This window comes from Streptococcus zalophi, from assembly GCF_016481285.1.
In the GTDB taxonomy this organism is placed as follows: Bacteria; Bacillota; Bacilli; order Lactobacillales; family Streptococcaceae; genus Streptococcus; species Streptococcus zalophi.
This window is the reverse complement of record NZ_JAENBP010000001.1, coordinates 81356-94722: the sequence shown is the minus strand read 5'-3', so window position 1 is coordinate 94722 and position 13367 is coordinate 81356. Positions and strand designations below refer to the sequence as shown.

At 32.5% G+C, this 13367-nt stretch carries 12 protein-coding genes; 9 read left to right on the top strand and 3 right to left on the bottom strand.

The window, feature by feature from the left end; translation table 11 throughout:
• Positions 1 to 35: 35 nt before the first annotated feature.
• Entirely contained in the window at positions 36 to 557 is a 522-nt protein-coding gene (locus JHK64_RS00410; RefSeq protein ID WP_199567022.1) for a Gx transporter family protein, read from the bottom strand.
• Between the two features lie 234 nt (positions 558 to 791).
• Between JHK64_RS00410 and JHK64_RS00405 the strand changes: the two genes are divergently transcribed.
• The 5 genes from JHK64_RS00405 (at position 792) to JHK64_RS00385 (ending at position 6503) form a co-directional block, all read left to right on the top strand.
• Positions 792 to 2690, top strand: coding sequence for an NAD(P)/FAD-dependent oxidoreductase (locus JHK64_RS00405; RefSeq protein WP_199567021.1), 1899 nt, complete (start codon positions 792 to 794; stop codon positions 2688 to 2690).
• A 97-nt stretch (positions 2691 to 2787) separates the two neighbouring features.
• Positions 2788 to 3789, top strand: coding sequence for a polyprenyl synthetase family protein (locus tag JHK64_RS00400; RefSeq protein ID WP_199567020.1), 1002 nt, complete (start codon positions 2788 to 2790; stop codon positions 3787 to 3789).
• 90 nt (positions 3790 to 3879) lie between these two features.
• Positions 3880 to 4404 carry an FMN-binding protein gene (locus JHK64_RS00395; protein ID WP_199567019.1) on the top strand — a complete coding sequence of 175 codons (525 nt, stop codon included), beginning with the start codon at positions 3880 to 3882 and terminating at the stop codon, positions 4402 to 4404.
• A 97-nt stretch (positions 4405 to 4501) separates the two neighbouring features.
• On the top strand, positions 4502 to 5563 hold the full coding sequence (locus JHK64_RS00390) for an FAD:protein FMN transferase (protein ID WP_199567018.1): 1062 nt from the start codon (positions 4502 to 4504) through the stop codon (positions 5561 to 5563).
• Complete coding sequence (locus JHK64_RS00385) at positions 5553 to 6503, top strand: 1,4-dihydroxy-2-naphthoate polyprenyltransferase (protein ID WP_246450864.1); 951 nt, start codon at positions 5553 to 5555, stop codon at positions 6501 to 6503. Before JHK64_RS00390 ends, JHK64_RS00385 begins: the two co-directional genes overlap by 11 nt.
• Positions 6504 to 6533: 30 nt before the next feature.
• Here the strand turns inward: JHK64_RS00385 and JHK64_RS00380 are convergent, their stop codons facing one another.
• Together JHK64_RS00380 and JHK64_RS00375 are read right to left on the bottom strand one after the other, a co-directional pair.
• On the bottom strand, positions 6534 to 6959 hold the full coding sequence (locus JHK64_RS00380) for a NusG domain II-containing protein (RefSeq protein WP_199567016.1): 426 nt from the start codon (positions 6957 to 6959) through the stop codon (positions 6534 to 6536).
• Positions 6960 to 7002: 43 nt separating this feature from the next.
• Positions 7003 to 7854: an AraC family transcriptional regulator gene (locus JHK64_RS00375; RefSeq protein ID WP_199567015.1), complete on the bottom strand. Its 852-nt coding sequence runs from the start codon at positions 7852 to 7854 to the stop codon at positions 7003 to 7005.
• Positions 7855 to 8069: 215 nt separating this feature from the next.
• Between JHK64_RS00375 and JHK64_RS00370 the strand changes: the two genes are divergently transcribed.
• From JHK64_RS00370 to JHK64_RS00355, 4 genes are all read left to right on the top strand, one after another.
• Positions 8070 to 9344 carry an ABC transporter substrate-binding protein gene (locus JHK64_RS00370; protein WP_199567014.1) on the top strand — a complete coding sequence of 425 codons (1275 nt, stop codon included), beginning with the start codon at positions 8070 to 8072 and terminating at the stop codon, positions 9342 to 9344.
• 83 nt (positions 9345 to 9427) lie between these two features.
• A complete protein-coding gene (locus JHK64_RS00365) occupies positions 9428 to 10318 on the top strand; it encodes a carbohydrate ABC transporter permease (protein ID WP_199567013.1) in 891 nt (296 codons plus the stop codon).
• A 9-nt stretch (positions 10319 to 10327) separates the two neighbouring features.
• Positions 10328 to 11155, top strand: a complete 828-nt coding sequence (locus JHK64_RS00360) for a carbohydrate ABC transporter permease (protein WP_199567012.1) — start codon at positions 10328 to 10330, stop codon at positions 11153 to 11155.
• Between the two features lie 9 nt (positions 11156 to 11164).
• Entirely contained in the window at positions 11165 to 13363 is a 2199-nt protein-coding gene (locus JHK64_RS00355) for an alpha-galactosidase (RefSeq protein WP_199567011.1), read from the top strand.
• Positions 13364 to 13367: the final 4 nt, after the last annotated feature.

Sequence of the window (13367 nt, the reverse complement as noted above, 5' to 3'; positions counted from 1 at the left end):
TCAATTTTAAAACCAACCAGAATTTCTGGTTGGTTTTAATTATTGCTAAGTTGTTTTAAAAAATGAACTTTCGATAAAAGATAGTTACCAGAAATACCGACGAGTAATCCCGATAAAACACCACTAAAAGATAGAATAGGAAGATAGTTTAGAACAACGAATGATTTGGCGATAAAAGAAAAAACAAGTAATTGACCGATGTTATGAATAACGCCACCAAAAATAGAGATGCCTATGACACTAACACGTTTTGGTCCTAATTTTTTAGCAAAAATCATAGCAATAAAACTAAGTACACTACCAGCTGTACTATATAAAAAAGTTGAAAAGGTACCACTTAAAAAAGTAGTGATAAATAACCTTAGGCCAATCACTTTTGCACTATCTTTGGTTGAAAGATTAAAGAGGGCGATGATAGTAACGAGATTACCCAGCCCCAATTTTGCTCCCGGTGCAAAGGCAAAAGGAGTTGGAATCAATCGCTCAACCAATGAAATAACAACAGCTTGAGAAGCAAGCATTGTAATAAAAATCAATTTATAATATTTTGAAGTCATTATGTTTTTCACCGTCAATAGATTTATACCTCCATCATACAGTTTTTTAAAAGGTGTGACAAGTGCTTTTTACGATTTTATTTTCTTAGGTGAGAGAATAATATTTGAATTATTTTTGAATCTTAAAAGGAGGTCTTAGTCTTAAGTTTGATAAAAATTATCCATGATAACTTGTTTCTAGCATCAAAAAATAGTATAATAGGATGGGATTAATTCTGTAAAGGAGAGGTAATTTTGACAAAAAATATTGTTATCGTTGGCGCTGGTTATGCTGGTATTTCTTCAGCACAAACTCTGGCAAAAACGTTTAAAAAAAATGATGAGGTAACGATTACACTCATCGACAAAAATTCATTCCACACATACATGACTGAGTTACATGAGGTTGCTGCAGGACGTATTGAACCTGAAGCTATTAAATACGATTTACAACGTATTTTTAGCAAGTATCCAAAAGTAAAACTCGTTACTGATAAAGTCACTTCTGTTGACTACGATCAAAAGAAGGTTTTTGCTGAGCACACCACTTTACCATTTGATTATCTTATTTTGGCAATGGGTGCTGAAGCTAATGACTTTGGTGTTCCAGGTGTTAAAGAAAATGGCTTTACACTCTGGTCTATTGAGGCAGCTGAGCGTTTGCATGAACATATGATTGATTGTGCTTATCGTGCTATGAAAGAGCATAATCTTGAAAAACGCAAAGCCCTTTTAACATTTACAGTTATTGGTGCAGGCTTTACTGGTGTTGAAATGATTGGTGAGTTGATTGATTGGGTACCAATTATTGCTAACCAGTTCAAATTAGATCCTAATGATTTTTCATTAAAGCTTGTTGAAGCAACACCAAATGTTCTTCAAATGGTGACTAAAAAAGAACAAGAAAAAACCATTAAATACCTTAATAAGAAAAAGGTAGAAGTTCTTTTAAATGATGCTGTTACTGAGATTAATAAAGAAAATTTAGTTCTTTCATCAGGTCGTACAATTCCAACTCATACTTCTATTTGGACATCAGGAATTAAAGCTAATACCGATACCAAAGATTATGGCATGGAACAAGCACGGGCAGGTAGGTTGGTAGCTAATCAGTACATGGAAGCTAAGGATAAACCAGGTGTATATGTTGCTGGTGACTTGGTTTACTATGAAGATCCTAATAATGGTGATGCACCAACACCACAAATCGTTCAAGCAGCTGAGCAAACAGGTCACACTGCTGCGCAAAATATTATAGCTGAGATTACTGGTGGTCAAAAACATGCCTTTAAGGGAAAATATGATGGCTTCATGGTTTCTATTGGTTCTAGGTATGGTGTTGCTTACATCATGAATAAATACCATTTGACTGGTTTCTTTGCGATGCTAATGAAACACATTGTCAACCTTATTTATTTCCTTACCATTAGAAGTTTTTACAACATCGGTGCTTATATTCGCCATGAATTCTTTGATATTAAACATAAACGTAATATCTTTGGTGGACACCTATCAAGTAAAGGGAATAACCTTTGGCTTATTCCACTTCGTGTGTTTTATGGTTCTGTTTGGCTTTATGAAGGGATTAAAAAAGCATTTGGTCTTTTTGGTACAACCTCATGGTTTGGTGACAAGGTAGTCTTTCCATTCCCTTGGTTACAAGAAGCCGTTTCAGGTGCTTCTGAATCAGCAGAGGCGACAACAAGTGCTTCTCAAGCAGGAGATGCAGGAGCCCAAGTCGCTGAACAAGTCTTTAGTTTAAACTATACCTACGGTGAAGAACCAATGCAAGTCCTAAAAGGTATGCCAGATTGGTTTGCATCAATTATGAAATTTATGATGCCAAATCAAGATGTTGCTCTATTCATGCAAAAAATGATGACCTTACTTGAAATTGGTATTGGTTTAGCTTTAATTGGTGGTGCCTTTGTCTGGCTAGTTAGTGCCTTAACTGTTGGTCTTGTAGCAATGTTCTCTCTTTCAGGAATGTTCTTCTGGGTAAACATGTGGTTTGTTCCAGCAGCGATTGCTTTAATGGCTGGTGCGGGACGTGCCTTTGGTCTTGATTACTGGATTATGCCATGGATTGGTAAGCGACTAGATCGATTAATTTATGGTAAAGTAAAACATATTTATGGTTTTGATAAAAAATAATCATTCTTAAGAAATAAAAAATAAAACGCCCATCGGTAATTCTTAATATAATGACTTATCATGGGTGCTTTTGTTTGTAGTAGAGCTGGTGAATAAAATGATACATACATTGTGGGAAAATTATCCTGAGATCAACAAGGCATTAGAAGAAGTAAAAGAGATTATGTTAACCAATATCTCAGTGATTCATCCGGAAGTGAAACAAAAAATTACTGATTATATCAATGCTTCTGGTAAATATGTCAGAGCAGGTCTTTTAGTGATGCTTGCTAAGGCAACAGATGGTGAAATAAAAACTGGAAAACTCTATTTAGCAGCATCTGTTGAAATATTACACCTAGCAACACTAATACATGACGATGTCATTGATCAAGCCGGAACGAGAAGAGGTATTGAAACTCTGCACCAATCATTTTCTAATAAAATCGCTATCTATGCTGGTGATTATCTTCTATCTTATTCATCAAAGCTGGCACTTAAAGGTTTTGAAGATATTCTAAAAGGTAGTAAAGACTTACACTATTCAAAAAATAATTACCGTATTATTGAAAGAGTTTTATCTGGTGAATTATCACAGTTAATGAATAGTTTTAATGAGGATATTTCAGCCAAAGCATATCTCAAGCAAATTCGTGGGAAAACTGCCTTTCTTTTTGGAATGGCAACAAAAATGGGTGTTATAACAGCTCATCGTAGTGCTAAAGAACTTAATCTTGCTTTTAACGTTGGTCAATCTATTGGTATGGCTTTTCAGCTAACGGATGATTTAATTGATTTTAAGAAACCTCAAGTAAGTTCTGGAAAACCTCAATTACAAGATGTTCAAAATGGTATTTATACTTATCCCCTTATTATTGCCAAATCTGAAAATAAACTGATTCAACCTTTTCTTTCAAAGAAAAAAAGGGAAAACTGGTCTCAAAAGGACTTAATTTATCTTCAAAATCTTATCAAAACAACAAGTGGTTTTTTAGCAACAGAGCAGTTAATTAATCGTTATATTGCCAAATCATTTAAACAATTAAAACTCTTTTTATCCGAAGAAAAAATGGTTGATATAGTTTCTTTAATAGAAAAATTGTTTCAAACTTCTCTTTAGTAAGAAATGTTAAGAAAAACAAAAAAATACTAGATTTTTTTTAAAAATTATTATATTATATATATGAAAAAATAAAAAGGAGTCCTTAAAATGAAAAAAGGTACATTATTAAAATCTCTTGCACTTTTAGGTGCTGCAACTCTTCTTGTTGCATGTAGCAACAACTCAACTGACACAAAATCTGATGCTGAGGAAACAACAACAACTATGGAGGCAAAAGATGATTCTCAAAAAGAAATGATGATGGATCTTCAAGATGGAACATATAAAGCTGAGTCTGAATATGATTCACACGACAACAAAATCATGCACACTATTGTTGTAAAAGACGGTAAAATTACTGAATCTGACTTTGACTACTACAGCAAAGACGGAAACATGAGAAAAACTGAAAACGAAGAATACAACAAAAACATGAAAGAAAAATCAGGTGTTTCTTCAAAAGAATCTATTGAGCAATTAAACGCTGATTTACTTGAAAAACAAAGTGCTGATGTTGAAGTTGTAACTGGAGCAACTCATACATCTGAAAACTTCAAAAACAGTACTGAAGCATTGTTGAAAGCAGCAAGCGAAGGTAATACAGAAACTGTATCATTTGAAATTGTTGAATAATTTTTGAAATAAAAAATGACATAGAATGAGGAGCTGAGAACAATCTCACTCCTTATTTCTATTTTAAACTATCTTATAAAGTAAAAGAGATGAGTCTATGAAATTAAAATATTGGATGTTATTGTTACTATCGTCACTTATCCTTGTGGGTTGTGCCCAGTCTAATCAAAAACCCAGTGATACCTCAGCAAGTCACCTCCCAGTTGTTAAAACAGCTGAAGAAAGAAATGAACCTCTTCTTCACACGGTAGTTCAATTAAGTATTTATCATGAGAATCAAGAAGAAGTACTAGATGAGGCGATTAACTATATTAAAGAGATGGAAAAACTCTTATCAACCAATGAAGAAGGTTCAGATGTTTATCGTATTAATCATGCCAAGGGTGAGCCAACTAAAGTTGATGATCGTACTTTTGAGTTAATCAAACAAGCTCTAGAAATGTCAAAAGAAAGTGATGGCAAATTTGATATTAGTATTGGAGCTGTGACTAACTTATGGCAAATTGGTTCTGAAAATGCGCGTGTTCCAAGTGACGATGAAATCAAACAAGCTCTACCCATGATTAACTATCATGATATTATCTTAAACGATACCGATAAAACTGTTCAAATCAAAGAAGGCATGACCCTTGAATTAGGTGGTATTTCAAAAGGATTTATTGCTGATCGCGTTAAAGAATTCTTGGCAAGTAAAGGTGTGACAACAGCTATCATCAATTTAGGTGGTAATGTTGTTGTTATGGGAACTTCTCCTAATAATACTGAGGGTTGGAAAGTTGGAATACAAGACCCTGACCAGGTGAGAGGTGTAACTGTAGGCTCTGTCTATCAAGAGGATTCATCCATTGTTACTTCTGGAATTTATGAACGTTATCTAGAAGAAGATGGAAAGAGATATCACCATATCATTGATCCAAAAACCGGTTATCCCATCGACAATCAAATTTCTGGTGTGACTGTTTTTACAAAAACATCAACACAAGGAGATGGTTTATCAACATCATTATTCTTATTAGGAATTGATAAGGGATTAGAGTTAGTCAACCAAACTGAAGGTGTTGAAGCGGTTTTCATTGATAAAGATCATGGTATCCATCTTAGTAATGGTCTTAAAGACTCATTTGAATTAACACATGGAGATTACCACATTGCGGAATAAAAATTTATCATTAGTTTCATTTTTTGAATTTGTAGAACTTAAAACAAAGGTTGCCAGTATTTTTCCGATGACGATTGGTTTTTTATGGTCATATTATTATTATCATACGTTTAATCTGTTAAATAGTCTGATTTTTATCATTGCTGTTATTAGTTTTGATATGTGTACGACAGCTATTAATAACACAGTAGATTACCATAAGGCCATTGATGCTTCTTATAAAGTAGAAGAAAACGTTATTGGTAAGTACCAACTTGACTTGAAACAAATGGTCAAGATTATTTTCTTACTGCTTGGTATCTCAATCTTTTTCTCGTTACTATTAGTCTTGTTAACGGACATTTTACTTTTACCCATGGGTATTATTTGCTTTTTAATCGGTATTTTTTATACTTATGGCCCAAAACCATTGTCAAGATTACCGCTTGGAGAAATTTTTTCCGGTCTCACAATGGGATTTGGTATCTTTTTCTTAGCTCTTTATATTCAATCTCCCCAAAGATTGATGAGTACTCAAATAACCCTATCTCAACTTACTATTTCTTGGCATATTGGTGAGATAGCACTTGTCTTTTTAATGAGTCTACCTTTAGTAACACTGATTGCCAATATCATGTTAGCCAACAATCTTTGTGATTATGAACAAGATATTAAAAATCATCGTTACACTCTAGTGCACTATATTGGAACACAAAATGCTTTGGCACTATACACTGTTTTAAACCTTTTTCCTTGGTTTGTTTGGTTACTTTTCCTTTTAGGACAATTTGTTCCTTGGTACGGTCTATTTATTTATCTGTTCTTTTTGCTTAATTGGAAGAGTCTCAAACGATTTAGAAAAGAACAAATCAAATCAAAAACGTTTATTGAAGCCATTAAAAGCTTTGTCCTTTTTTCGGTACTTTATGTCTTAACGTTATTACTAGGAATACTATTTTAAAAGCTTAGGTATGTTAAATACCTAAGCTTTTTATTGTAATGGTAAAATAATCTCATCTTCTTCATTAGGATTAGTACTATCTTGTCCCGTTATCTCAATAATTAATTGATGGGGTAAGCAGACCAATATTTGACCGCTTTTTTCAATCCAGCCTGACTTGACAGCAATCTGATCGGGACTGTTATCTTCTTTTACCCTGATTTTATCTTGATTGATTTCAACAATATTGTATTGCCCTTCATGAGGATAGTATGTTTTAGTTTGATGTGGTCCATTTGGACTTAATTCATAAGTATCAACAACTTTTCCATCAATTTTAACAGTAGCAATAAGTTTGGAATTTTCCATTTGGTTAACTGTTAAATAAGTATAAGTAAAGGGGATAAATGATATTAAAATAGCAAGAAAAGTCAAGACATAATCAAAAGGTTTTAATTGTTTTAAAATACTTTTCATAGGTCTCCTTAAGAAAACTGAGTTATTTTTAAAATTGAAGTGTTTAGGTTGATTTTAACGAATTGATATAATTTTTTCGCCAACTATTAGGAGATTGGCCGAAAGTTCTTTTAAAAGCGATTGAAAAATTAAATTGATTTGAGTATCCGATTGCATCTGCTATTTCCTGTAATGTTAATTTAGTATTTTTCAATAATTCAGTTGCCTTTGATAAACGATAGGTAATTAGAAATTGTTGAGGGGTTACTGACATGTGTTCTTTAAATAATCTACTAAAATAAGAACGATTTAGGTTACAATGTACAGCAATATCATCAATGCTAATTGAAGACGGATAGTTTCTTTCAATATAATTAATAGCCTCTCGAATATAAAGTTCTTTAACATCTTCATGCTCTTTATTAGTTGAAATCATTGATTCATTAATCAAGGCATCTGCAAAAAGATAGGTGTGTGCTAAAATATTTAGGCTACTTGTTTTATAATTATTGATAATGTAATTCAATTCTTCATAAACAGTATTATTAATGTTATGATTGCTAGATGAAAAAATGAGATTATCTAAACTAAGTCCTGCTCTTTTTAAAAAATGCTCTGCTTTTAGTCCGTTAAATTCTAACCAGATATAAGTCCAAGGATCTTTAAAATCTGCCTCGTAACTAGTCATATAATTTGGTGGGATTAAAAACCCTTGACCAGCAGATAATTGATATTGTTTTTGATTTTTAGTATCAAAAAAAGTTCCTTTACCAGATATGATGTAGTGAAATAAAAAATTGTTACGTTTTGATGGTCCAAAAGAGTGGAGAGGTTCACAGACTTCTTTTCCAAATTGAATTGGGTATAAATCAACGTAAGAACGATTATCGAAAAAATGAAATTCAGCTGCAGTCATCTAAATCTCCTTTATTTTTAGAACTTATTAAAATCATTATATCATATCTTTAATATATGATAAAGTGACTTTTATTTATTAATTAACTACAAAAAATAGTGAAATCATATAATATAGGTCACTCTTAATAATAGAAATGTAAGCGCTATCTTGTTATTATATAGATGTCAATAAGAAAAGCTTTTGACAGTTATCATTTTAAAGGAGTTAATACCATGAAAAAAATTGGTTATTATTTAGGTTTAACAGCATCTTTGTTTGCTTTAGCTGCGTGTGGTAATAGTGGCTCATCTTCTTCAGATAACACTAATAATCAATCAGATAAGGTTGAAATTTCATATGCTATCTGGGATTCTGGACAAGAGCCTGGAATTCGCCAGATTGCTGATAAATTTGAAGAAGAAAATCCTAATATCAAAATTGATATTCAAGTGGTTTCGTGGGATGCTTATTGGACTATGCTAGAAGCTGGTGCAACGGGAGGTTCATTACCTGATACATTTTGGATGCACTCAAATGAAATTTATCGTTATGGCTCAAATGAAATGCTTCTAGATTTAACAGATTATATTTCAGAAAGTGATGCTATTGATTTAGAAAATTATCCAGAAGGATTAACACAAATATATAATATCAATAACAAACAATATGCAGTTCCAAAAGATTACGATACCATTGGTCTTTGGTACAATAAAAAAATGTTTGATGAAGCAGGTATAGCATATCCTGATGATAGTTGGGATTGGAATACCTTAAAAGAAACTGCTAAAAAATTAACAAAATCTGATGGTAGTCAGTATGGTTTTATGGCACCATTAATTAATCAAGAAGGCTATTATAATTTTGTTTATCAAAATGGCGGTACTATTATTACTGATGATAAAGTCTCAGGCTATGATGACCCTAAAACTATTGAAGCTTTAGATTACTACATTAGTTTTGTTAAAGATAAAATTTCTCCAGAAATAACTGAAGATCAAAAGAGGGTAGAAGCCTTTCAAAATGGTCAAGTCGCTATGGCACTCTTTGGTTCATGGAATTTATCAGGTTTTGCAAGCAATGATTATATTCGTGAAAATACAGATGTAGCCGTTTTACCAAAAGCAAATGATGGCACTCGTTCAACTATTTTCAATGGCTTAGGAAATGCTATTGCAGCAAATACTGAACACAAGGATGAAGCGTGGAAATGGATCGAATTTTTAGGTTCTAAAGAAGGTCAAGAAATGCAAGCAGAATTAGGGGTTGCTATTTCAGCCTACAAAGGAACCGATCAAAAATGGATAGAATCAAATAAAGATTTTTCTATTAAAAATTATGTTGATATGGTTGAATACGCACAAATTCGTCCATACTCTAACACAACTTCTAAATGGGAAGATAGATCGTATGAATTATTAAAACCAGCTTATTTGGGAGACGACACTGTAGAAAATGCTGCTAAAGAAACAGCAAAAATGATGAATGAAGAATTGGCATCCGAAAAATAATGCCTAATTTAGGACTGGAGAAGGTTGCTTAAAAGATAGCAATGTTCTCCAGTTTTTCATTTATAACGCTACGAGGTACAATTATGAAAAATCAAAAAAAATGGAATGAGTATTTTTGGGCATGGCTATTTGTTGCTCCAACAATGATTGGTCTAATTATTTTAAATATTATTCCTATTTTTGAAACAGTTCGATTAAGTTTTTATAAAAGTGGAGATTTTGGACAAAACGATATTTTTGTTGGTTTGGCTAATTATCAAAGATTATTTAATGATCCACAAGTTTGGCAAGCAACTTGGAATACTCTTAAATATACGTTATTAGTTGTTCCAATCACAATTATTCTTGCTATTATTTTAGCTGTTTTATTAAATGCTAATATTAAAGGAAAACATCTTTACCGTACCATTTATTTCCTCCCTATGGTTGCTGCGCCAGCCGCAGTAACGATGGTTTGGAAATGGCTGTATAATACTGATTTTGGGTTGATTAATTTTATTTTAGGAAAAATTGGTATTTCTCCAATTAATTGGATAGAAAATCCTCAAATTGCACTTTATTCAATAGCTATTATTGGTATTTGGAGCACAGTAGGCTATAGTATGATTCTTATTTTGGCAGGTCTTCAAGAAATTCCAAATGATTATTATGAAGCAGCTACAATTGATGGTGCTAGTAGCCTTAATCAATTTTTTAAAATTACTTTGCCACTGTTATCACCAACTCTATTCTTTGTTGTTGTCACAAGTATTATTCAATCGATGCAAGTTTTTGACTCCATTTACTTGATGGAAGGTATTACAAGTCCAGCTTATAATAAAACAGTTTCGTTGGTTTATTTATTCTATAATAATTCTTTCAAGTATTCTGATAAAGGATATGGTTCGACGATTGTGATGTTATTACTTGTTATTATTTTAGCCATCACAATGATTCAAATGAAAGTTCAAAAGAAATGGGTCCATTATGGTTAGGAGGATAGTATGAAAAAGCAAATAAAATCAACACTATGGATACATCTATTTCTTATTCTGACGGCTTTAGGAATGCTCCTTCCATTTATTTGGATGGTTTTAACATCATTTAAATCGGTGACAGAATCAACTCAGATGAATCCATTTAGTTTTTTCCCATCAGTTTGGCATTTTGAAAATTATTCTGAAGTGGTTCGTAATAATAATTTTGTTATTTTATATTTTAATACGATCATGATGATGTTATGGCGAATTGTTAGCTCTGTTTTATTTTCAGCAATGGCTGCTTATGCCTTTGCAAGATTAGAATTCCCAGGCAAAAGATTTCTGTTTGGCTTAGTTCTTTTTCAAATGATGGTGCCACCTCAATTATTTGTTATTCCTCAATATTTAATGATTAATGAGTTAGGAATGAGAAATACAATCTTTGCATTAGTTTTCCCTGGTTTAGTCAGTGCTTTTGGAACTTTCTTACTAAGACAATTTTTTATTAGTCTACCAAAAGATTTAGAAGAAGCAGCAAAATTAGATGGCTGTAATATTGGACAGACATTCTTTAAAATTATGCTACCTTTAGCTAAATCAGGATTAATTGCCTTAGGTATTTTCACAGCTTTGTTTGCCTTCAAAGATTTATTATGGCCATTAATCGTTAATTCAGAAGCAGATGCAGCAACACTTTCAAGTGCCCTATCAAAAATACAAGGAGCCTATTCAATTAATTATCCTCAATTGATGGCTGCTAGTGTCTTAGCTATTTGGCCAATGGTTTTAATTTATATTTTATTTCAAAAACAATTTATTCAAGGGATTGCAACATCAGGTGGCAAATTGTAGGAGAAAGAAATGGCAATTATTTTTAATGAAAAAACAAAAGAATTTCATTTATTTAATGACTACCTTAGTTACGTGATATGTATTTTACCAAATGGACATATTGGCAATTTATACTATGGTAAAAGGGTTAGTGAAAAATCTTCTTATACTTACTTATTAGAAAAAAGACAGCGGCCACTAACTGCTTATGTTTATGAAGATGATGAGACTTTTTCTCTGCAACATACAAGACAAGACTATGCCTGTTATGGTACTGGTGACTTTTCTCAGCCTGCTTTTGAAATTATCTCAAATGATGGCAGTCGTTTATCAGATTTCATATTTGACTCTTATCGTATTTTTGATGGTAAACCAAGTTTAAAGGGACTTCCTCATGTTTATGTGGAAAAAGAGAACGAAGCCCAAACACTAGAAATTTTATTAAAAGATACTGTCTCTAAAACGCAACTATGTTTATCTTATACGTTGTTTTCTAATAAACCAGTTATCACAAGAAATGCTAGGTTTGCACAATTCGGACAAGAGAAAATCAGACTCTCTAGAGCACTTAGCATGACGCTTGATTTACCAGATAGTGACTATGATTGGATACACTTAGACGGTGCTTGGGGGAGAGAAAGACACATTAGTATTAATCCTCTTCATAAAGGAATTCAATCCATTTATAGTTTAAAAGGGTCAAGCAGTTCTGAACATAATCCATTTATTGCTTTGAAACGACCTCAAACTGATGAACATCACGGAGAGGTTATTGGCTTTTCACTTGTCTATAGTGGTAATTTTTTAGCACAAATTGATGTCACACCATTTGAGCAAACAAGAATTTCAATGGGAATTCATCCTGATGGTTTTGAATGGCAACTAAATATGGGAGAAATTTTTCAAACACCAGAAATTGTCATGGTTTATAGTGATAATGGTTTAAATGGGATGAGTCAAGTATTTCATGAATTGTATAGTAAACGATTAGTGAGAGGTGTTTGGCGCGATAAAAAAAGACCAATTCTTTTAAATAATTGGGAAGCTATGTCTTTTGATTTTAATGAAGATAAAATTATGGCTCTAGCAGAAAAAGCAAAGAGTGTTGGTGTTGAATTATTTGTCATGGATGATGGCTGGTTTGGTGCTAGAAATCATGACTACGCAGGACTTGGAGACTGGTTTGTTAATAAAGAAAAATTGCCAAGTGGAATAAATGGTATAGCAAAAAAAATTCATGACTTTGGTATGCTGTTTGGGCTTTGGATTGAACCTGAAATGGTTAATAAGGATAGCAATCTTTTCCGAGAACATCCTGATTGGATATTACATCATCCAAAGCGTAGTCAATCTCATTCAAGACATCAATTCACATTAGATTTGTCACGCGAAGACGTCTACCAAAATATTTATCAACAAATCCATAGATTACTTTCTGAAAATGCTATTGATTATATTAAATGGGATATGAACCGCTACATGACAGAAGCATTTAGTGTTTATTATTCGAAAAATCATCAGGGTGAAATTTTTCATCGTTATATTTTAAATGTCTATCGCCTTTATGAAGCTTTAATAACAGAATTTCCTCATATCTTGTTTGAATCATGTTCAAGTGGAGGAGGACGATTTGATCCTGGAATGCTATACTATGCACCTCAAACGTGGACAAGTGATAATACTGATGCCATTGAACGTCTGAAAATTCAATATGGCACATCATTAGTCTATCCTTTAAAAAGTATGGGTTGTCATGTTTCAGATGTTCCTAATCAACAGGTTAGACGCTTAACAAGTCTTGATACAAGAGCAAATGTTGCTTACTTTGGTAGTTTCGGTTATGAATTGGACTTGATGAAAGCAACACCAGATGAGTTAGAAAAGATTAAAAAACAGATTAAGTTTTATCAAGACTACCAACATGTTTTTCAAGAAGGTCACTTTACAAGATTATTAAGTCCATTTCATCATGATTTAGTTGCATGGCAAGTCGTTTCTAAGGATTTGAAAACAGTTATTGTAGGAATATATCATCTTTTAGTAGAAGCTAATGGTGTGAGTAAAAGAATTCAATTAAAAGGACTCGATAAAGAATCTAATTATCTTCTTAATGAAAAAACCTATAGTGGTAGTGAACTAATGTCTATTGGAATTGTGATAAAAGAAGAAGAACTAAAAGAAACTTATCAAGATTTTTCTTCTCACCTATTGATATTAGAAAGGAAATAAAAAA